General features: G+C 35.2%; 15 protein-coding genes. 10 read left to right on the top strand and 5 right to left on the bottom strand.

Annotated elements, in window-relative coordinates:
- Positions 1–138: 138 nt before the first annotated feature.
- Entirely contained in the window at positions 139–1,590 is a 1,452-nt protein-coding gene (locus KMW28_RS20920; protein WP_169662411.1) for a purine-cytosine permease family protein, read from the top strand.
- Between the two features lie 379 nt (positions 1,591–1,969).
- Here KMW28_RS20920 and KMW28_RS20915 read toward each other — a convergent pair whose 3' ends face one another.
- Complete coding sequence (locus tag KMW28_RS20915; RefSeq protein ID WP_169662412.1) at positions 1,970–3,082, bottom strand: helix-turn-helix domain-containing protein; 1,113 nt, start codon at positions 3,080–3,082, stop codon at positions 1,970–1,972.
- Between the two features lie 508 nt (positions 3,083–3,590).
- Between KMW28_RS20915 and KMW28_RS20910 the strand changes: the two genes are divergently transcribed.
- From KMW28_RS20910 to KMW28_RS20885, 6 genes are all read left to right on the top strand, one after another.
- The gene (locus tag KMW28_RS20910; RefSeq protein WP_169662413.1) at positions 3,591–6,635 is read left to right on the top strand and encodes a SusC/RagA family TonB-linked outer membrane protein; all 3,045 of its coding nucleotides are present in this window, start codon (positions 3,591–3,593) and stop codon (positions 6,633–6,635) included.
- Between the two features lie 13 nt (positions 6,636–6,648).
- The gene (locus KMW28_RS20905) at positions 6,649–8,205 is read left to right on the top strand and encodes a RagB/SusD family nutrient uptake outer membrane protein (protein WP_169662414.1); all 1,557 of its coding nucleotides are present in this window, start codon (positions 6,649–6,651) and stop codon (positions 8,203–8,205) included.
- Between the two features lie 125 nt (positions 8,206–8,330).
- Positions 8,331–10,658 (top strand): WD40/YVTN/BNR-like repeat-containing protein, encoded by a 2,328-nt coding sequence (locus KMW28_RS20900; protein WP_169662415.1) that lies wholly within the window; start codon positions 8,331–8,333, stop codon positions 10,656–10,658.
- Between the two features lie 323 nt (positions 10,659–10,981).
- Positions 10,982–13,294, top strand: coding sequence for a WD40/YVTN/BNR-like repeat-containing protein (locus tag KMW28_RS20895; RefSeq protein ID WP_169662416.1), 2,313 nt, complete (start codon positions 10,982–10,984; stop codon positions 13,292–13,294).
- Positions 13,295–13,457: 163 nt separating this feature from the next.
- Positions 13,458–15,377 (top strand): ADP-ribosylglycohydrolase family protein, encoded by a 1,920-nt coding sequence (locus tag KMW28_RS20890; protein WP_169662417.1) that lies wholly within the window; start codon positions 13,458–13,460, stop codon positions 15,375–15,377.
- A gap of 13 nt (positions 15,378–15,390) precedes the next feature.
- Positions 15,391–16,884, top strand: coding sequence for a hypothetical protein (locus tag KMW28_RS20885; protein WP_169662418.1), 1,494 nt, complete (start codon positions 15,391–15,393; stop codon positions 16,882–16,884).
- 84 nt (positions 16,885–16,968) lie between these two features.
- Here the strand turns inward: KMW28_RS20885 and KMW28_RS20880 are convergent, their stop codons facing one another.
- The 3 genes from KMW28_RS20880 to KMW28_RS20870 are packed head-to-tail and all read right to left on the bottom strand — an operon-like array spanning position 16,969 to position 19,688.
- Positions 16,969–17,541, bottom strand: coding sequence for a LutC/YkgG family protein (locus tag KMW28_RS20880; RefSeq protein ID WP_169662419.1), 573 nt, complete (start codon positions 17,539–17,541; stop codon positions 16,969–16,971).
- A complete protein-coding gene (locus tag KMW28_RS20875) occupies positions 17,528–18,904 on the bottom strand; it encodes a LutB/LldF family L-lactate oxidation iron-sulfur protein (protein ID WP_169662420.1) in 1,377 nt (458 codons plus the stop codon). Before KMW28_RS20875 ends, KMW28_RS20880 begins: the two co-directional genes overlap by 14 nt.
- Before the next feature lie 10 nt (positions 18,905–18,914).
- Entirely contained in the window at positions 18,915–19,688 is a 774-nt protein-coding gene (locus KMW28_RS20870) for a (Fe-S)-binding protein (protein WP_169662421.1), read from the bottom strand.
- A gap of 640 nt (positions 19,689–20,328) precedes the next feature.
- Here KMW28_RS20870 and KMW28_RS20865 point away from each other — a divergent pair.
- Positions 20,329–20,883, top strand: coding sequence for a chalcone isomerase family protein (locus KMW28_RS20865; RefSeq protein WP_169662422.1), 555 nt, complete (start codon positions 20,329–20,331; stop codon positions 20,881–20,883).
- A gap of 228 nt (positions 20,884–21,111) precedes the next feature.
- Positions 21,112–21,477, top strand: a complete 366-nt coding sequence (locus KMW28_RS20860; RefSeq protein ID WP_169662423.1) for a hypothetical protein — start codon at positions 21,112–21,114, stop codon at positions 21,475–21,477.
- A 4-nt stretch (positions 21,478–21,481) separates the two neighbouring features.
- On the opposite strand, the gene KMW28_RS20855 is transcribed toward KMW28_RS20860, so the two are convergent.
- A complete protein-coding gene (locus KMW28_RS20855) occupies positions 21,482–22,339 on the bottom strand; it encodes an AraC family transcriptional regulator (protein WP_169662424.1) in 858 nt (285 codons plus the stop codon).
- Positions 22,340–22,464: 125 nt separating this feature from the next.
- Between KMW28_RS20855 and KMW28_RS20850 the strand changes: the two genes are divergently transcribed.
- Positions 22,465–23,742 carry an L-rhamnose isomerase gene (locus KMW28_RS20850; RefSeq protein ID WP_169662425.1) on the top strand — a complete coding sequence of 426 codons (1,278 nt, stop codon included), beginning with the start codon at positions 22,465–22,467 and terminating at the stop codon, positions 23,740–23,742.
- Positions 23,743–23,752: the final 10 nt, after the last annotated feature.

The following is a 23,752-nucleotide window of genomic DNA, read 5'->3' as shown; positions in this document are numbered from 1 at the left end:
ACTTTTAGAACATCGAATGTCTATATTTAATATTAGGATTAATATCCTCAATTGGCTGGTAATTATTTTTGTATAACAATGTAGTTAAAGTTATGGTTATACGAGCGAATTATTGATGTACTTATCCAACATACTGAATTGAAATTATTAAATAAAATAGAGATAAAAGAAGCACTAAACGGCACAAATGAGTTTCCAAATGAAGCTGTACCCAAACATAAACTGAAAAGTATTGGTAGTTTTATTGGGGTGGTAATTGGTGAACATACCACTGCTACCGAATTTGTGATTGGGCCTTTATTTGTCTTGCACGGTGCCAGTGTTTCCGATGTGTTTTTAGGCCTCCTTTTAGGGAATTTAATGGCCATGCTTTCTTGGGCATTAATTTGTGCTCCGGTGGCTGTGAAGACCAGGCATACGATACACATTGAATTAAGAAGAATTGCTGGAACAGGACTTCTAACCATATACAATATCATAAAAGCAATGATGTTCTGTGTGGTTGTTTCCGCCACGTTAATCGTTTCCGCATCAGCAGTTGGGCCCTTTTTAGGGGTAACTCCTCCTGGACTTACCGATTTACACATTTCAAGTTTTAATTGGGTTTGGCTTATTCTTGCGGTAGGAACAGTCGTGATGTTTATTTCAGTTTTAGGATTTGATTATATCGTAAAGTTTGCCAATGTATTTGCACCATGGATACCATTGGTATTTATAGGATCGGGTATTGCCATTTTACCCAAATTGGGAGTACATAATCTCGAAGACTTTTGGAGGGTAGCCAATGAATCTATTTGGACGGGAAATCCGGTGACAAAAGAAACCAATTATTCGTTAATTCATATTTTTATTTTCTCTTGGTTATGTAATAGTACCATGCACTTAGGTCTATCTGATATGTCCATTTATAGATTTGCTAAAAAGTCCTCTTATGGATTTATATCTGGTTTAGGTGTATATATTGGTCATTTGCTCACTTGGTTATCTTCAGGAATACTTTGTGCAGTAGCCATTAAGCAAGGGAATAACAATCCATCACCAGGCGAGTTAGCCTATCTCGGAGCTGGTTTTACAGGGATCGTTTGTGTTATTTTTTCAGGATTTACATCTGCCGTGCCTACGATGTATAGAGTAGGTTTGGCGGTTCAAAGTTCTTTAAAAAGATTCAAGTTTTGGCAAATCACTTTATGCATGAGTATCATAAGTATTGTCTTGGCATGTTTCCCTGTTGTAGTAGCAAAATTGGATCATATTTTAGGTATAGGAGCATTAATTCTATCACCTTTGGGAGCCGTTATTTTTGCAGATCACTTTATCTTACCTAAGTTGGGTCTAAAAACATTTGGAGCAGAGAGGGATAAGATATACATCAACCCGCCAGTAATGAGTGCGTGGATTGGTAGCGTATCCATCAGTTATGTGATTTTTAATTTTTTAGGTTTAGATTATTACTTCTTTGTTGCCTTCCCTTGTTGGGTATTCTGCTTGTTCCTATACGTTGGCCTAACACATATCCAACAAAAATACATGGCTAAGAAACCAACATTTGATGTGTTTATTAATAACGATGATAAAGTGATGATGGAATAGTCATTTTTCCCTTGTATGTACGGACGTTGCACTGCAACGTCCCCACGTCCAATTAGCCTGTATCTCCCCTTACACGTCAAAGTTTCTCCTAACTATTGCTTATAATCAAAATATCATATACCCCTCCTTTGTACGGACGTTGCAGTGCAACGTCCCTACGCCCTATTAGCCTGTATCTCCCCTTACATGTCAAGGTTTCTCCTAACTATTGCTTATAATCAAAATATCATATACCCCTCCTTTGTACGGACGTTGCACTGCAACGTCCCTACGATCTGCCCGGCCAGAATAATCAGCCCATCACCACACAGAAAAAGGCTACCTCATATATCTGAGATAGCCTTTAGATAGATAGTAATAGTAAGTTATAGTTAATGTTTTATCCTGTCATCAAAGACATGCCTTGTCCTTGTTCTTTCAGTTTAATTCTGAATTGTCGAGGTGTCATACCTGTAATTTTCTTAAAGTTGATATAGAATACCGATTCAGATCTGAATCCGCAATCAACTGCAATAGCGAAGTTGGTTAACTTCTTATCCGTATCGCTAGCAATAATTTTCTTTGCTTCTTCCACACGTTTCTCGTTAAAGAATTCACTAAAGGATTTGCCAATATGATCATTTAACAAGCGTGATAACATATATGAAGGGATGCCTAAACGTTCAGAAAGCAATTTTTCGTTCAATTCAGTATTGATATGAATTTGTTCTACATCGATCAATTCGTTTAGCTTTTCCATGTAGCTATTCATTATCGTTTGGTCTGTCTTATCCATTTTCACCACCAAAGTATTACCTGATAAAGCCTTAGGGAATTTAAGTGCAAAATAAATGGTGATTAAGATAATACTACTATTGAATAAGATGTAGTTGATTTGAATGATATTCCAAACAAATTCAGAAGCATTGAGCGGAAATACGACTGTTCTATAAACAAATTGAAGTAAGGCGATATAAAATGTTACACCGATAAAAGACCCCAATACCTTTGGCCAGTGTAAATCGTTGGCTTTTTTGCTGTCATTTTTCTTTGGTTCTAAAGATTGGAACTTCTTGAAGATCTTAAAACCGATGACTCCTCTCCAAACCACAATACTACCTAGCAGCATCAAATGGAAAGGGGTACCGATAAAAGAATCATAAACGAATGTTTCAAAAGAAGCGATATAAAAAACGCCTGATATTAAAGCGATAGTGGAAGGAATAAAGTACCATGCCTTCTTCTTGTCAATTTTATCGCCAAATAATTCATCCAAATACCACAGAATTAGTGCAGGTTGTAGTAAGTCCAGCACATCAGAAACAAAAAGTAATTCCGGAAGGATAAACTTCACATCAGTATATCTAAAAAGATATTGAAATAGAATGTTGATAGACATTGTGAAGAAAACCCCAGACAAGATGGAGTTTGATCTTGATTTCTTTAAAAAACCAATAGCAAAACTCATTAATAAGCTTTGGACAAATGCCCATAAAAATAATACATTAGCCATAGTTTATTTAAATAGATTGTGTTGATGGTAATTGTTCACCATATGATAATTATTTCATTTCGATTATAACAAGAGAAAAAATGTAATCTACCTACTTGTTATGCTTAGTAGTTATCTAAATATCAGATTAATTTTTGAAAAGCACAAATTAAATGTATTAGATACACTAATGTGTGTTTTGCAGTTTTTTCTCTATTCCCAACATATATAATTCACTTCTAAAAATACTTTCAATTCTTTAAATAAAAGAAAATAGCTAGAAATTGAAAATTATAAATTATTGATAATAAATAAGTTAAAAATATATTGTCTAGTAGATAATTCATTTTTAAAGAAAAAAATCGGTAAGAAAAAAATAAGCGTAATTGTAACATATAATTTCACTTGTTTTTTGAAATAACAGTTTTGTCAAATTCTTTTCGTCAACATTTGGTTTAAGACGAGGTCAACTCTTCAATTTAAAAATGGTGGTCAGCCAGGTTTATTTCAACTTTAAACTAATTGTAAAATGATTATCAAAAAACGATTGTTTTATCTATTACTCTTGATGCTATGTTGGGGAACAACACAAGCCCAAGACAAAATGGTCTCCGGTGTTATTACAGACCAGAACAAACAACCCCTACCAGGTACTAACGTTGTCGAAAAAGGAACAAGCAATGGAACGATTTCAAACGCAGACGGTGAATTTTCTTTATTGCTAACAACAGAAAATCCAGTTTTAGAATTCTCTTATATCGGATTTTTAGAACAAGAAATTGTAGTAGGACAGCAAAAGAAATTTGTTGTTACTTTAGAAGAAAACTTAGACGAATTGGATGAAGTGGTTGTCATTGGTTACGGTACTCAGAAGAAAGAAAACGTAACTGGTGCAATTACTAAAGTCGGAAAGGATGCTATCGAAGGTCGTCCAGTAGCAGACTTCCAATCGGCACTTCAAGGTCAGGTAGCCGGTTTACAAATTACAGGTACGGATGGACAGCCAGGTGCGAACCCTTCTATTCGTATTCGTGGTACAGGTACAATTACAGGTGGTTCTGATCCACTATATGTAATTGACGGAGTGATATTACAAGATGGAGACGCATTCTCTACGATCAACCCAAGTGATATCGAGTCGGTAAACGTATTGAAAGATGCCTCTGCTGCAGCTATTTATGGTGCTAGAGCAGCGAATGGTGTCATTATTATCACAACAAAAAGAGGTAAAGTAGGTGCGAAACCACAATTTAATGTCAACATCTTTGGTGGTCCAAAAATGATCACAAACAAATTGGACATGATGAATTCTAGTCAGTATCAACAAGTAATGAATACTGTAAAGGATAATTCAGGTTTACCAAGAATACCGAATTTAGATGGTACCACATTAACTACAGATACCGATTGGCAAGACGAATTGTATCAAACAGGTTACCAACAAAGTTACGAAATCAGCGGTAGTACATCAGGTAAGAATGGGTCGATTTATGCATCAATCAACCATTTCGATGAAAAAGGTACTATGATCAATACTGGTTTTTCAAGAACATCACTAAGAATCAATAGTGATTTAACTGTTAAACGTTTTAAGTTTGGTAATACCATCTCTTACACAAGATCGAATTATAATTTAGGGTATATAGGAGACAGAGGATCGACTTTCTGGGCATTAGCTTATTCTCCTGCTGTAAAAGTGACTAACCCAGATAATTTAGGTGGTTATCAAGGGGCAGGTCCTGACGATGGTGATTACAATTTGATTCAACCTGTTGCTACTCAAAATTTATTGGACAGAAACAGAATTATCAATAGAGTAATTGCAAGTGTTTATGGTGAAGTGGAAATCCTTCATGGATTAAACTTCAAAACAAACCTTGCTGCGGATGTATCTAACTCTCATCATAAAATGTTTATACCGGAGTTTTATTTGAACGATACAGGTGAGCCTCCATATTTATTCCCTAGAGGTGCGGAATTAGATGAAGAAAGAAACGAAAGAACAATGTGGTTATGGGAAAATACATTGAACTACAAGAAAACTTTTGGTAAACACAATATTGGATTACTTGCTGGTTACACAATGCAACATAACAGAAGAAACTGGATGTCAGCATCAGTATACGGTGGTAACCTATCTAGCTCATTACCTATTTTGAATGGATCAAGTACTACGAAAGCAGATTCAAAATCACCATTATATGATAAGAACACTTTATCATACATTGGTAGAGCCATTTATGATTATGATGGAAAGTATATGGCTACATTTAACTTCCGTAGAGATGGTTCTTCAGTATTTACTCCTGAGAATAGATTCCACAACTTTATGTCAGGTTCAGTAGGTTGGTTAATTTCAAAAGAAAGCTTTATGGAGAACTCTCCATTCGATATGTTGAAGTTAAGAGCATCTTATGGTAGCTTGGGTAATGATCAAATTAACGAAAGAGCTACACAATCATTACTAAACTCTGTACCTAGATATGTATTTAATGGTGGTACTTTGGTACCGACTGTTGCTCCAGGTGGTCAGGTATTTAACCCTGGTTTAGTTTGGGAGAAGCAAGTACAAACGAACATAGGTATTGATGGTGCCGTATTGAAAAACCGTTTATCATTTACTGTCGATTATTTCCAAAAAGTATCTGATGATTTATTATTGGATTACACTCTACCAACCACAACTGGTTACGATAACGTATTCGTTAATGCAGGTGAGGTTCAAAATAAAGGTTGGGAGTTTACAGTAAATTGGGGTGATAAGAAAGGTGATTTCACTTATAACATTGGAGCCAATGCTACATTCATAAATAACGAAGTAACACGTCTAGCAGAGGGGTTACCTTTTATTACAGAAAAGAAAGGAGCCAACTGGGAGTTTACAAGAAATAGAATTGAAGCAGGTCACTCATTATATTCACTATATGGCTTTAAGACAGATGGTATTTATCAATCTCAATCAGAAGTTGATGCTGGTCCAACACCATATAATGATGTAGACACTCAGCCAGGTGATATTCGTTACGTGGATATTAACGGTGATGGTATGATTACTGATGAGGATAGAACATTTATTGGTGATGCCAACCAAAGTATAACTTACGGTATGAACATCAATTTAGGTTACAAAGGATTTGATTTTAACCTACAATTACAAGGAGTATATGGTAACGATGTATTCAATTCTACAAGATACTATACCCAAAGTTATCATAGAGATTTCAACATGACAACTGACGTGTTGAACGCTTGGACTCCAGAAAATAAATCGCAAACACAACCTAGAGCAATTGCACAACAGTTAGCAAATAACAATTTAATTTCAGATTGGTGGGTTGAAAAAGCATCTTATTTAAGAGTAAAAAACCTTCAGTTTGGTTATAGCTTAAATGATAGAGCATTATCGGCTTTAGGTGGCTTAACTAGATTAAGAGTTTATGCTGCTGGGCAAAACCTTTGGACAATTACCAACTTTACAGGATTAGATCCTGAAGTGCCACTAAATGGTATCCTTCCTGATGGTCCATACCCAATGTCACGTAGCTTCATTTTAGGTTTACAAGTTGGATTCTAATTTTTTGATGATCATGAAAAATATTTTTAATAAATCAATTGTGGCAGCAGGTGTATGTTTTGCCACCCTCTTTACAACATCTTGCGAATCGTTTCTGGACGATGCAAAGGTACAAGTGGATGTTGATTCAAATACATATTATAATAGTATTGGGGAAGCAGAAATGGCAACTAACGCTGTTTATACGCCATTACATTGGTACGGCTTATACAAACGTCACCGTTACTTGTTAGATTTCATGAGTGGTGATATGGAAACCACATCTGGAGCTGTGCAACTAATAGAATATGAGGACTTTAAATTTAATGCAAACACTGCTGAATTAATTCCGAAATCATGGGAAGCAAGCTATGCAGGTATCGCTAGAGCTAATGTGGTTTTAGATAAAGTGCCAGCAATTTCAGTGCTTCCAAATGAAGAAGAAAGAAAGGCTCATTATATTGGTGAAGCTCACTTTTTAAGAGCTTTTTACTACTTTAATTTGGTGACATTATATGGTGGAGTTCCTATTTATGATAAACCATTTGATGGTAATCTTTCAGAAGAATTCTTAAGACCTAAACGTAATACAGAAGCTGAAGTATACGCTTTGATTGAAACTGATTTAATTAAAGCAGAAGATATGTTATTATCGAGTTATACTGGTGATAATATTGGCCGTGCAACTTCTGGAGCTGCTCAAGCATTACTAGGTAAAGTATATTTATATCAGCAGAAATATTCTGAAGCTAGAGATGCTTTGAAGAAAGTAATTGATGGTGAGTATGCTGCTTATGACTTAGTTCCTTTCGAACAGAACTTTGTAAAAGATTTTGAGAACAACCAAGAATCTGTTTTCGAAATTCAGTTTATGGGTGGAATAGGTTCCCCTTGGCCAGATTATGATACTAACCAATCATCAAAAGCCAATTGGGTATCAACAGCCATTTCTCCATTCCAATTTGCGAATGCGATTCCTTCTCTAGAAGTTGATGGGTATTTTAATGATTATCCAGAAGAAAACGACATTCGTAGAACATATACAATTGCTAGAGAAGGTGATGAATGGTCTGGTGAAATTATCACGGCAAAACCTCACGAAGATAATGGATGGCATAACCGTACATCAGAACGTGATGCAAATTATATTATCGGTTGTCGTAAATTCGCTGAAGATAAGACCAACCCAGGTTTTAACCAATCTCCAGTAAACTTTAGACAAATGCGTTTTGCAGAAGTGTTATTAATGTTCGCTGAAGCTGAAAATGAAGTAAACGGTCCATCTGTAGATGCTTACAGTGCAGTAAACAGAGTAAGAGAACGTGCCGGTGTAGATAACTTCCCAACAGGCTTAAGTGCTTCAGAATTCTTTGTTGAATTAGTACACGAAAGAAGAAAAGAATTCACTTTCGAGTTCCAACGTTTCTTTGACCTTGTTAGATGGTCGAAACGTTCGGATGCGGCATCTTTACCAGAGTTTGCAAAACCTACTTATATGCCAGGTTTTGTAGTTGGTAAAAATGAATTGCTTCCAATTCCTGCTGTACAAATTCAGCAGAACCCTAACTTAACTCAGAACCCTGGGTATTAATCATAGGGGATGATTATATTGAAGGTGCTCATGAAAGTGGGTACCTTTTTTTATTCAATTTATAAAACCAAAGACTTTTAAAAAGTAAACTAACTACATTCCATTATCAAAAAAATCGAAATGAGATGAAAACTAGTAACTACTTACAAATTTTATTATTCTTTATCGCCTCTCCAGTCTTTGCACAATGGGTATCGATCAATCCAGGAGCAGGAGGGCAAGTACAAGATGTGGTATGTGATCCATCCAACGTAGGAACTTTGTATATACCTTCGGATATGGAGGGAGTCTACAAGTCAACAAACAATGGGGAGAATTGGCATATGACAGGAAAGTTGGTAAACAATAGAGTGTACAGCGTGGCCATAAATCCAGAAAATTCTGAACACATTTATGTGGGTACTTTAAATGGACTTCAAAGCAGTACTAATGGCGGTGACAACTATAAATTTGTGACCTCTTCTTTAGGAAAGTCTTTTGGGGAAATTAAAGTAAATCCCAATAATCCAAAGCAGATAATTGCAGGAGTGGGTTGGAGAGACGATTACGATTTTGCTCACTTTTTTGATGATACTATAGATGGATATATCGAAATATTAATCAGTAATAATGGAGGGGATAGTTGGGAGAGAAGAAAAGTGAATCCCAATCAAGTACCTGATAAAAACATATGGACAATATCATTTCACCCTAATCAAAAGGAAACTTGTGTAGTTGGGGCTTCCGATGGAATTTATATCTCTAAAGATAATGCACAAACATTTACCAAAATAGATGGGCCTGAAGAGGCTAAATTGTGTAGAGGAGTGGGTTTATCGCCAGATGGTGAGGTATTGTACGCGACATATGCTTACGAAGGGAAAAAGAGTTACCCTTTTGCGAAAACATGGAATCAAAGTCAATGGATCAAAATTGACAAAGGCAGTGGAGTGGATCTACCATTTATAAATTGGTGGTACCCTGAAATTGATCCTAGGTCGACAAAAAATGAACATAAACTCATTTTACCGGTGGAAGGGAGTAGGGATGGTCTATTTGAAGGAACCTTCTATTGGGAGAACGATTCCTTAGTGTCTTATGCTTATGAATGTATTTGGGAAGGAACGAAAGGATATGATTTCGGTTGGGATATGGCCGACCCCAATCCTCGATTTGCCCATTATACTCCCATCAAATGGCAAAGAGCCATTTGGAGTACTACCAACGAGAATTTCTTCGAAGGCGTATATTCTAATGACGGAAAGTATTTATGGAGGAATAAATATTCTAATCCTCATTTAGAACATATTGTTGACTTCCATGGAGAGAAATATCCAACCTACAGTTCAAAAGGAACAGAATCTACTTATACCTACGATATTTTAGTGCATAAGAATTATGTACTTCAGGCACAGGGTGATAACGGAATGCTGGAAAGTTGGGACGGAGGTAAAAGCTGGTCAAATCTACAGCATCGTCAAGATACGACGTTGAATTTATCAGATGTACAGTCGTGTGTACTCGCAAAGATAGATGGAAAAGACGCTGTAGTTATTCAAGCTACAGGTGGATATGGTGGTCGTGCAGTAGATGGAAAATTGTATTACAAAATACTAGAGCATTGCTCTCCAAAAGATAAATGGATATTTTTAGGAGGAGGACCAAATCATGCTTTAGGGTTGCCTGATGGTGTGTTTAGAGAAATAAACGTCGATCCAAACCACCCGGAAAGGTTATATGTATTTAGCACAAACTATGGTTTATATAGAATTAATAATCTTACGGATGCTGTAAAAGATCCGAATTATAAAGTAGAAAAAATTTCTAACGGTGTGGCTGATAAAGCCTTGACTTCAAAGTGTATTCAAGTCGATCCTAATGATGAAAACGTAGTGTATTTTACTGGAACAAGTGGTCTAACAGGTGTTTTCAAAGGAGTACTTGATAATGGCAATTGGAAGTGGAAACGCATTTACAAAGGGGGATCTTGGGAGTCTGAAATTGTCGCTTGGGATAGAGGTGGAAAAACCTATTTGGTGTACGAAGGAGAACCTTGTAAAGGGGGGTGCGATTATGTGGTGGCCTTATCAAAAGATGATGGAGAAACTTGGGAAAATATTTTCACAAAACCTCAGGCAATGGATTTACGAGGTAATAAAAACGATGAGTGGTATCCCCACATAAAAGAAGATTATGTATTCCAAAGCAAAGGTGGTATTGCAGCAACAGAGAATATGATAATAGCTAATTATTATAATCATAAACATCAGAATGGCTGGGGTGTTTTTATGGGAATTATTCAAGATGATGATAGTGTGATATGGACCGATATTACAGACAATTTACACTACATCGGATTAACAAGTAGTCGTATTGTTCAAAGAGAAGAGGACTATTATTTCTATATCAGCACGCCAGGTGCAGGTGCTTGGTTTAGAAAATTACCTATAAATAAAGACATCAAAGTAAACTAATCATTGTCTATTAATTTGATTTATTTATTATATGATAATCAGCGGGTTATGGTAAGTGAATTCATTTTTCTTTTCCTTTCGTTTTTTATGAATTTCTTCGTTTTATGAAAACGAAAGGCTTTCCATTTCACTTCCTTCTACTTTAGCATTATCAGTTTTGAACAGATCAAATGACTTTTAAGTAGTTGTACAACTACTTATATAGATTGAAAATCAAACTGACTTACTTAATTATATTAATCTGAGTTCGACAAACTCAGGTTATTACTTTGTTAGCAAACAAATGTACTTGTTAGAGTCACATAAAAAATGATGTAAAACTTATGAAAAAATTAAAATCGATATTATTACTAACTACTATTTTATGTGCTTCTACCTGCTTCGGGCAATGGGTTTCGATCAATCCCGGTGCAGGAGGGCAAGTGCAAGATGTGGTATGTGATCCCTCTACTCCCGGAACATTATATTTAGCCTCTGATATGGAAGGGGTTTACAAGTCTACCGACAATGGAGAGTCATGGCACATGACGGGTCAGTTGGCACAAAATAGAGTGTTTGCTGTAGCCGTTAATCCATCGGATCCGAATCATTTAACTGTGGGAACATTTAATGGTTTAAATACATCTTATGATGGAGGTAAAACCTATCATTTTGTAGAAAAAAGTATTGAAAATACCATTGCATCAACTCGTGTGGATCCACATGATAATAATATAGTTTTTGCAGGGTATGGATGGAGAGACGATTATAACTTTTTAAAGTTTATCAATATCGTAAAAGGAGGAGTGCCAAAGTACTTCGTATCTAAGGATAAAGGTAAAACGTGGGAGACCATTGTTTTAGATCAATTTCAATTAGAAGATAGAAATATCATAGATTTTGTTTTTCACCCTAAGAATAAAGGAGAGATTTATATCTCTATGTATGGTGGTATTCTTAAAACAACAAACTATGGTAAAGACTGGAAATTATTCCCATATCCTAAAAAACAAAGCGGTCACAGGGGTTTATGTATCTCTCCCGATGGTAGTGTACTTTATGGTATTTTTACTGAAAAAGGGAAAAATGGTTTGCTTTACTATACCTCTACCAAGAACATTAATTGGAAACTTGTTGATAAAGGAAATGGGGTAGCATTAAAACCATTAAAGTTCTGGTATCCTGAAGTGGATGTTAGATCAACAGAAAATCAACATAAATTAATTCTATCTTTAGAAGGTGATAGAAATGGACTTTACGAAGGCACTTTTAATTTTGAAAAAGGAAAATTAAAAGATTATAGCTATCAAATTATTTGGCAGGGACAAGGTGATTATGACTCGGGTTGGGATTATGCAGAACCTAACCCAAGATACGTTCACTACACGCCAAAATCATGGGATAGAGCTATTTGGTCAACAACTAATCAAACGATATTTGAGGGAGAAGATCAAAAAGGAAAGTATAAATGGAATAATAAATACTGTATTCCTCACGAAGAATTCAAAATACATCATTTTGGCAAAACTTTTCCAACCTATTCAAGTAGAGGTACAGAAAGTACATATACCTACGACATCGCAGTAGCAGATAATTATGTAATACAAGGACAAGCAGATAACGGATTAGTGGAAAGCTGGGATGGTGGTAAGTCTTGGACTAACATGTTCCATCGTCAAGGTGCAATTGCACTATCAGATGTACAATCTGTTGAGATTGCTCAAATGGGTGATAAGAAAGTGGTACTTGCACAGGCAACATCAGGTTATGGTGGTCACGCAAAAGATGGACGTATTTACTATAAAATTTTAGAACATTATTCTCCAAAAGACCAGTGGCATCTATTGGCTGGCGGTCCCGAGAATAAATTAGGAATGCCTGATGGTATTTACAGAGAAATCTATGCAGATCCTCACAACCCATTTAGAGTATATACATTTTCATCCAAATACGGCTTGTATGTGATTGATGATTTAGAGAAAGCTATCAAAAACTCGGATACTTATAAAGGAAGGTTGATTACGGGTGATGATCTAAAAGTTATCGATGGAGTAAAGACCATTCAGGTACATCCAAATGATCCGAATATACTTTATTTCACAGCATCAAGAGGTGACTTAGGAGTGTTTAAAGGAGTAAAAAAAGGAGATGAATGGACTTGGAATAAAATCTTAGATGGAGGCGATTGGGATGCAGAGTTAAGTGTATGGGCCAATAATGGTGTGACGTATATGCTTTATGAAGGGCCAACTGTAAAAGCAGAGTTAAATAATGCAGATTATCAAATTCTATTATCAGAAGATGATGGCAATACTTGGAAAGAGATTTTTACACCACAGATGGCCAAAGAATTTAGGTTAGAGAAAAATAAATCATGGTACAGCTATGTAGAAAGCAGCTATAAGTTTACCAGCAAAGGAGGTATTGTTGGTTTCGATAATAAGATTATCATCAATTATTATAATCATAGACAGCAGAATGGTTTCGGTGTATTTATGGGAACAATTCAGGCTAACGGAGAAATTAATTGGGAAGATATTACAGGAGATCTACACTTTGTGGGTCTTACATCTAGTCGAATAGTAAAATCAACCGAAGGGACTTTCTTTTACATAAGTACTCCTGGTGCGGGTGCTTGGTATAGAAAACTTCCCTAAAGAATGTGTGACGAAAATTAAGCCGCCTTTTAGGTGGCTTTTTTTATATCCTGAACTCCGATTTTTACTTTCTTTCTTCGTTTTTGAGAATCAAAAGTCTTCTAAATACATAAATAACCACTTTTGAGAAACAGACGAGTAATCAATTTTTTGAAATAGATATATGTTAAGCAAAGAAGAATTTTACAACAAGATCCTAGGAGGATGGTTAGGGAAATGTGCTGGAGGTATCTTAGGAGCTCCAATCGAAGGCTACAAGTGTTTTAACGAAATCGAGCTATCTGATAAGCTTTTTGAAACCAATTTTCCAAACGACGATCTCGATCTTCAGATCTTATGGTTAGACATGGTCGTAAAGAAAGGTCCTAAAGTAAGACATGCCGATTACACTTGGCATTGGGACAATCATGTGGACTTCCCTTGGAACGAGTATGGAGTAGCTACAAGAAACATAAAAACAGGTTTAGATAATCCGGATACGGGTAAACACAATAATCCTTATTGGAACGAAAGTATGGGGTCTCCTATTCGTTCTGAAATTTGGGGAATGTTGTGTGCCGGTAATCCGGAAAAGGCTGCTTTTTATGCAAAGATGGATTCACAAGTTGATCATCATGGATTTTCTGATGATGCGGAAGCGTATTTTTCTGCAGCAGCTGCCATTGCTTTTACAAACTCAGATACCAATTCAATACTTAAAGAGGCATTAAACTACATTTCAAAAGACTCTTTGATGTTCGATTTGGTGAATAAGGTGATGTACTGGCATGCCACTTTTGAAAAAGAGGTAGTGACAGGTAAAATTAAAAGTGTTTACGGTGATGCAGATTTTACTTCTGCTCCAATGAATATTGCGTATACTATTCTAGCTTTGGTGGAAGCACAAGGCGATTTTGATCACTGTATTGAAGCATTACACTATGGTCATGATTCTGATTGTATTGTTGCAACGGCCGGTGCATTGATTGGTATCATTAGAGGGGCAGACGAAATTCCTGCATTATGGAAAAAACGTATAGGAAATGCCTTGGTAGTAAGTCCAGAAATTACCGGCATCGATTGTCCAGATACGATTTCTGATCTAACAGAAAAGACAGTTCAGGCTGCCAAGTTGTTCCAGTTTGAAAATCAAGTGGTCGATTTTTCTGAAGTGGAAACGTTGGAAGTAAAACATCAACCGACATTTGCTTTACATACGGAAGTGACTAATTTCCCTAATTTCGAAAAGCAAACTAATGGTTCGGTAGAAGTAGTTATCGAAAACTTTGAAGAGGTGACTAAAACGTATTTTGTAGAGTTGGCATCAGATTATTATGAAGCTCAGAATGCGAGTATTATTGACGTGCCACCGTCTTCAATTGCTAAGGTAGAGTTACCATTAAACTTAAATGGTAAAAAAATAGAGGGAGTGGTTTCTGTAGGTTATACTATCAAAATCAATAAAGAGTTCGAATTCCAAAAAGGTATTCCTTATTATGGACAATGGAGAATGTTTGGGCCGTTTATTCAAGATGATGCAAGCTTAGCACCTATGAATAAGAAGTATCCAGATCATGGTTTACCGAGTATGCCATCGGCCACTTACATGAACCACGATTTACAATGTGCGAAGCAAGAGTATTTAACTCAGGATTATTTTAAAAACTTACCGAATGTAGATTTAAACGCTCAACCATTTGAAGTAAAAACAATTACTCCAAGTGCCATGACTGTCGATTTATCTCAGTACTTTTATGGTAAAGGTGAACGATCACTTTATTTACAAACTACAGTAAATACCAAAGAAGAAATCAAAAAGTGGTTATGTTTCGGTAACAGTAACTTTATTACAGTTTGGTTAAATGGTGAGGAAATCTTTAAGAATTCTAAGCAAATGAGAAGGTGGCCATCCACTTTCTACACAGAACTAAACCTTAAAGAAGGAGAGAATCTAATTGTAATGAGATTGGATGTGATCAACGATGATTTTGTACTTGATATCGGTATGAAAGATCACAAGGAAAGACATCCACATCAAACACAATGGGCGGTAGATTTAAACTTTTCTACCCATTCTGTAAAAGAAGAATTACTTGAAGTATAACAGACAATAGATCATGATAAGATTACCTAAAAGTGTAATTCTTATGTTCTGTATGGTTTGTGCTCAATACACTTGGGCACAAACCTTTTCAATAGGAGATAAGAAAAAGCTGAACAAAGATGTTATTGGAGTAAATGCCAATCTAACTAGCATTCAAAAACCTCAAACCAACAAGAAACTGATCGAGTCGATCAAAGATTTAAATATTAAATCAATTCGTTATCCTGGAGGAACGATTGGCAATTACTGGGATTGGGACAAGGGATGGCTAGATAGCAGTATACCTGATGAAGTAATGATTAAGTGGGTAGTAGAACAAAATCTCACCAAATCTAAGCAAAGATATACTGTTGAAGACTTCTGTGCACTGGTAAAAACAACCAATACAGAAGCTATATTCATGTTGAATATGCTTAGCAAAGATTTAGAGCATTCTATTCGAAACTTAAAGAAAGCAAGAGATTTAGGGGTGGATATCAAATATGTTGAATTAGGCAATGAAATCTATTTTAACCTTCCACTACCAATGAAAGTTTATCCTACTCCAGAAGTATTGGGCGATACTTGTAAAATTTGGATTGATGCCCTTAAAAAGGAATTTCCAGGGGTGAAATGTGCTGTTATTGGTACAAGTATCGAAAGAAGAGAAAGACATATCGATTGGTCGAACAGAGTGTTATCTAGATGTCCAAATGCAGATGCAATTACCTTCCATAAATATAGTCCAGCAAGTTTAAATGGAGCACAGGAAAGAGTAAATATCACTGCAGGCACAGAAGGACAAACTGATAGTAAAACTGCGACAAGACAATGGCCATCATCAGAAATATCGTATGCAGATTGGGAAAAATCGCTTTTAAAAGACGATAAGGCAAGAACCAATATGTGGGTAACCACCCAACACAATGCGGAAGGCTATAAAAAGATGAAGCTTAAAAAAGACCTTCCGATTTGGATTACAGAATTCAACATGAGGGATGATAATTCTATTGTATTAGGGAGTTGGGCCCAATCATTAATTGTAAGTATTTATTATTTAGAATACATGCATGCAAATGTTGAGGTGACGAATATCCATAATATGATCGGTGCATTATTTGCTCAAATTGATGCTCAAAATGATACCTATTCTAAAAAGCAATATCCTTTGACAGCAGGAGGAATATCAACTTCATTATTTGCTCAAGCAACAGAAGGGATGTCTTATAAAGCCCCCTTATCATTTGATAAAACACCAATTTTATTTAATGATAAAGACGAAGAATTTCTGGGATTAAAAGGGTATTCTTTCTTTGATGAAAATGGTAAAGAAAAATACATCATGATCAATTTTACTGAAAAAGAATTGGTAATGAATGCACCATCAACAATAAAAGGGAAATTATCAAACTCTTATACCACTGATTTAGCAAATCAAGTAGTAGGATGGGAAAGTGTAATGAATAAAAAATCTAAAATCAAAAAGAAATTATCTTTACCTGCTTTCTCCATTACTCTAATTCAATAATAACCAGATGTAGTTAGATCTAGGTTAGTAAATGAGACTTGTACGGACGTAGCAGTGCTACGTCCCTACGTCACTACGAACCATTTATCCATATAAAAACACCTTCAAAGATCGAGCTCCGTGAGCCCCTTTTACTAAAGATTGCTCTATATCAGCCGTCTTAGAAGGACCAGAAATAAACACTCCGTACCCATGGTTTTCTGGTTGAACGGTATCATAAGCTTCGTGCATATTCCATACAATATTCTTCTTTGAGAGAGCGATGATTAAGTGCTCCCCAATACACGTTAAAGCACGATGGGGTAGTTTATAATCATTTACCCAAATAGCACCATTTTCAGCCACTCCAAGTTCTCCTTTTAAAATAGAAAGGGAGATGTCTTTTAGTTTTTCTTCTTTTATTTTCTTTCTGTAAGGCAATTCACAAAACTGTGTAAATATCAATTGGTTATCATATCCTAGATGACTAATAATAGGAGGGAGATCTTCCAAGTTTTCACCATTAATTACTTCTACACCCAATTGATAAAGCATATCGGTAAAGTAATTTAAAATATCATATGATAACCCTTGAAAATAGGGGATCCTTGGCAGTTCGACTTCAGGTATTTTTGTGTGTTTAATAGTATCTAAAATACTTGATCTATTGTTCTTCATGTTTGTTTTGTTTCTTATACCAGTGAGAAAATGTATGTTTCGGTTGTGGTAGATCCCTGTCTTTTCCCCATGTGTTGAATGGATTATTTAAAATCATTTTAGGTGACTTTAATAAGGTAGTTCCAAGTAAGCTTACAATGTGAAAAGTTTTAGGATGTCCCATGACTTTACCTGTAATTTTCATGGACCATTTTTTGGATGGTGGAAGATGCCCCTTATCCCCAATAATCTGTCTCCATTTATATAATTGAGTATGTATATCAATTTTTACTGGACATACGTCTGTACATGACCCACAAAGCGTGGAAGCAAACGGTAAAGAACTGTATTTATTTAAGTCCTTTCCAGGAGAAAGTATTGCTCCAATAGGACCGGGAATACTATAATTATAACTATGTCCACCACTTCTTCTATATACCGGACAAGTATTCATACACGCCCCACATCGAATACAGTTTAATGAACTTCTGAAGTCGGGTTTACTAAGTTGTTTTGTTCTTCCATTATCCACCAGAATGATATGTAGTTCCTTTCCTTTTTTTGGTTTATGAAAGTGAGAGGAATAAGTAGTTATTGGCTGCCCTGTCGCACTTCTCGCGAGTAAACGAAGAAAAATACCTAAGTGCTTTTTCAATGGAATGATCTTTTCGATACCCATACTAGCGATATGTACTTTGGCTAGATTTGCCCCCATATCTACATTTCCTTCATTCGTACACACCACAAATCCCCCTGTTTCTGCCACAGCAAAATTGACTCCTGTAATGGCGGCATCAGCGGTAAGAAATTGTTCTCTAAGATGTTGTCGTGCAGCCTCTGTAAGGTAGGTAGGATCAGTTGCTCCCTTATCGGTTTGTAAATGTTGATGGAATAATTCACCAACTTCTTCTTTCTTTTTATGAATAGCAGGCAATACGATATGACTAGGTTTTTCTTTCGCTAACTGAACGATTCTTTCCCCTAAATCAGTATCAATTACTTCAATTCCCTCATTAGATAAATACGGATTGAGGCCACATTCTTCTGTAAGCATGGATTTGCTCTTTACAACTTTTTTAGCCTCATGCTTTATCAAAATATCTTTCACAATTTGATTATGATCCTCTGCATCTTTGGCCCAATGTACTTTTATGCCATTTTTCTTAGCTTGTTTTTCAAACTGTAGTAGATAATCATCTAAATGAGATAAAGTATGTGCTTTAATCTGAGCAGCTAGTTCTCTTAACGTCTCCCATTCTGGAAGTTGATGCACGGATTTATCTCTTTTTTCTCTGACAAACCAAAGTGTTTTATCATGCCATGTAACTCTTTCTGATTGCTTATTAAAAGCTTTAGCCTCGTCTGGGTGTGTTGATATTCCCATTGTAAATCATTTAAGCGTGAGTAGTAAGTTTTGGTGCCTTTTGTTCTGTTTTCTTTTTGATATCAGAAGAAAGAATTTGAGAAAGATGTATGATTTTAATATCAAGTTTTTGCCTTTGAATTAAACCCTCTAAATGCATTAAGCAACTCATATCTCCAGAGGTAATATATTCAGCACCATTATTCATATAGTCCTGAATTCTATCATTCCCCATACGAACGGAAACATCGCTTTCAGTAACGCTAAATGTACCTCCAAATCCACAACACTCATCTCTTCGGGATGGAAAGATTAACTGAATTCCATCGACCATTTTTAGAAGTTGTCTTTGTTTATTGGGAAGACGTTCTACTTTTTCAGAACAGCTTCCTAAGCGCATACCTCTTAAACCATGACAACTTTTGTGCAATGCTACTTTATATGGGAAATAACTTTCTAGAGAACGGACCTCTACGACATCATATAAAAATTCTGTAAGATCATACGTCTTGTCTATGACTTCTTTGGCTTCAGGAAATAGTTTTACACCATGTTCTCTAAGGTGTAAAACACAGCTTGCAGATGGCCCTACGACGACATCATATTTCTGGAAAGCTTCAAAGAAGACTTTAATAGAACCAATGCTATCTTTTTCACAGCCAGAATTTGCCATAGGTTGTCCACAACAAGTTTGTGAAGTTGGATATTCGACCTCACCAAATTGTTCCAATAGTTGTAGAGTAGCCATTCCAACTTCTGGATAAAGTTGGTTGACGTAGCAGGGTATAAATAATCCAATTTTCATTTCGTTTGTTCTTTACTAAGCATATACTTTTGATGTCCCCATTTTTACAACTTTAGCTTTATCTCTTTCCAATAAAAAGAGACAATAAATGTATTTTGATTTTAAACTTAATGGAGTGTAGCAAACAGAAAAGTCTATAGGAATTTTCTGTAGTTCTTTCATCAAATAAACACAAAGTAATATTACTTTATCTGTGGAAAGATTTACTTGTGATTTACTAATCTGAATATTTTCATCGAAAATAGGAGTGTAAAGAAAAATGAATTTGGAAGGTTTGTTTCGTTATGGACTGTTTGTAATGATAGGTCACTGGTAACATTACACACTATTCAATTGTATAATTTTTTTAGTTAGCACGATTAAATAAATATTGGGTGATAAGTCACAGATTAAAACTATAAAAAATTCTTAGAGACGCCTTCGGCTTAACACAAAGTACAGCATAGAGATGAGTATTTGTGCTTAAAGTAATTTGTTATATAACAATATGAAATATCATACATCTGTTTACAGTATAACAAATTGAATGGTAAACAAACATTAACAATGTAGATTTGGCACAACAATAAACACATTTATTAAATTTTGTACATTGCATTATATAAATAAGATATTGTATTTTAAGCTTAATAATTTTTTAATGAAAACGATTTTCATATTTACTTTTACTGTATTTTCTACTCTATTTTCTTTAGGTCAAACTACCGAAATTTCAAACGTCACCTTACAAAATTATATTAATGTCCATGGAAAAAAGATGGAACTCAATGGTGCAGGGGTAAGAACTAAATACTTTCTTCCAATGTATGTAAGTAGCTTGTATTTACAGGACAAATCAAGCAATCCGAATGATGTATTGTATAATGTAAAACATAAAGTGGTACAACTTGATATCATTTCTGACTTTGTGACAAAAGAACGAATTGAAGAAACAGTAAAAGAGGGTTTTGAATATTTTAGAAATTCTCTAGAAATTGATGATGAAATTAATATGTTCCTTGGTGTTTTTAAGGATGAAGTAGTAAATGGCGACAAGTTTCAATTTGTTGCGGAAGACACCCTCTGTAGAATAATAAAAAATAACAATGAGTTGCTTGTTATAGATAATATCAATTTTCAGAAAGCACTTTTTTCCATTTGGTTAGGAAATAAACCAATTAACGACGACTTAAAGGAAGAAATGTTGGGGAAATAAGAGTTTAGAATAACAAATGTAACCCTCGGACCTGCTATATTTTACTTACTGCTAAGTTATACATATAGCAGGTCTATACATAATAGATTATTTCAAGTATTATTTCTATTTTTATATATCTATAAAGTACTATTCTCTTCACAGTACCTATAAACTAAACTCAATAAAATGATCTTGAATAAAATAAACCTAAGCAGACTAATACTCATTTTCGTATCCATATTCTGTATGGCAACTTCTTGTGGATACTTTCCAATATATATTATTAATTCAACAGATACTGATTATAAAGTAGCTATTAATGAATTTTTTAGTAATAAGGATAGTGTTTTTAAAATAGAAAAAGTTAAGAAAGTTAAGTCGGATAAAAATATAGTTTTTTATGGGAAGACTTTTATGGACGGAAATATTGTAGATAGTATTTCATTAGAGTATTATGATGGAAAAGAAATGGTTTTCGAAGAAATGATAATAATTAAAGATTACGTTGAAAAAGGAGGACTCTTATATCTTGAGTTAACCAAAGAAAATGATACCTTAGGATTGAAAACGTATTATGAACCTAGATATACATCAAATGATCAACCTTTATAAATAATCAACTACGATACTCCTTAGGTGAAACTCCTGTCTTTTGCTTAAATAATCTAGAAAAATAATACACCGAATTAAAGCCCAATTCAAAAGCCACCTCTTTCACTTTTTTCTGATGCCCCACTAATAATTCTTTAGCTTTAATTATTTTTAGGTTTAGATGATACTGCAATGGAGCCAATCCAGTCAACTCTTTAAATGCTTTTCTAAAGTAGGAATAGGAAATGTTATTTTCGTCACAGAATTCTTGGAAATCCACTTCAGTGTACAATGCCTCTTGCATCTTAATTTTAGCTTGTTCTACAAGTTTTTCACCTTGTCCTAAATCATTTCTCTTTTTTGAAAGCTGAACAACATGTCCAATAATCTGAAGTATAATTCCACAACCTATTTTCTGATAACCTAAACGTTCCTCTTTTACGATATCAAATAGATCATGAAATAGAGAAGTGATTTGTCCTGATGCAGAGGTGGAAATGAGTTGGGTATTTTGAAATGTTTCTTGTTTAATGACATTGCCCATCCAATCACCATTAAAACCAATGTAATATTCTGTCCACCCCGTTTTTTTATTCGGTTGATAGCGGTGCCATTCACCAGGTCTTAAAAAGATAATGTTTCCCTTTTGGACTTCATATGTTGATTCCTTATTCTCAAAAATTCCTTCTCCTTCAACAATATAGAGTATTTGATATTCATGAAGAACTCTTCCTTTCTCCCATTTAAAAAAATACCCTGTAGGATGTTGAGGATCGGGATAAGCTTGCCCGGCTTCTACAGTAGCTTTTCCGACTACATTAATATATAGCCCCCAGTTTATATCCTCCTCACTAGGTATCAAATAGTTGTTTAAATCCTTCATATCTGCAATATATACATGATATTAATAGATATCAAATATCAAAATGTGCAAACTTTTTCCCAAAACGTGTATTTATTGTAACAAGTACATTTATTTCCTTTGTAAAAGACAAAATTACTAAAGCGATGAGCAATCAGACTATTATAGAAACGTATAAATTAGCAAAAGACGTCTATTCTAAATATGGAATAGATACAGATAAAGTATTGGAGTCACTTCAAAACTTGTCTATTTCTTTACACTGTTGGCAAGCCGACGATGTGGGAGGTTTTGAGACCAAAGCATCTTCGATTGGAGGCGGTATTCAGGTCACTGGAAACTATCCTGGAAAAGCCAACACAGTGGAAGAAATGAGAGCAGATTTGGAGAAAGTACTCTCACTTTTACCAGGAAATCACAAACTGAACTTACATGCAATCTATGGAGAGTTTAATGGCGAGATGGTCGATAGAGATCAGATTGAAGTAAAACATTTTCAGGGTTGGATCGATTGGGCCAAAAGAAATAATGTAGGTATTGATTTTAATGCTACTTGTTTCTCTCACCCAAAAGCGGAAGATGGTTTTACACTTTCTAGTAAGGACGAGGAAGTTAGAAAATTCTGGATCGAACATGTAAAACGTTGTAGAGAAATCTCCAACGAGATTGGTAAACAACTAGGACAACCTTGTATTCATAATACTTGGATTCCAGATGGTTCTAAAGACATGTGCGTAGATCGTCTTGGCCATAGAACTCTTTTAAAGGCATCTTTGGATGAAATTTTCGAAACGGAATACGATTCGAAATACATGAAGGATGCAGTGGAAAGTAAGTTGTTTGGTATTGGGAGTGAATCAATGGTAGTAGGATCATATGATTTCTATTTAGGGTATGCCATTAAAAACAACAAATTGATTTGTTTGGATAATGGTCACTTCCACCCGACAGAACAAGTGGGCGATAAGATCTCATCAGTTTTACAATTTGTAGACGAGATTCTTCTTCACATGACAAGAGGTGTACGTTGGGACTCTGATCACGTTGTTACTCTTAATGATGAATCTACGCTAATTGCTCAGGAAGTAGTAAGAGCAGGAGCATTAGATAAAACAAACGTTGGTTTAGATTTCTTTGATGCTTCTATTAATCGTGTAGGTGCATACGTTACAGGCTGTAGAGCTGCACGAAAAGCATTCTTATTGGCTTTACTTGAGCCAACAGATTTAATTAAAGCACATGAAGAAAAAGGAGAGAATTTCGAAAGAATGTTCTTACTAGAGCAAGCGAAATCGTTGCCTTGGGGTGCTGTTTGGGATTACTATTGTTTACAACAGCAAACGGCTTTAGACAGCGAAATTATTGATGTTGTTCAGGACTACGAAAAGTCACACCTTCTTCACAGAGGGGAAGTACTAGTGTAAAGGAGTACAT

It is taken from the genome of Flammeovirga yaeyamensis, from assembly GCF_018736045.1.
GTDB classification, from domain to species: Bacteria; Bacteroidota; Bacteroidia; order Cytophagales; family Flammeovirgaceae; genus Flammeovirga; species Flammeovirga yaeyamensis.
The sequence above is the reverse complement of the archived record's forward strand: the minus strand, read 5'-3'. Positions and strand labels throughout refer to the sequence as shown.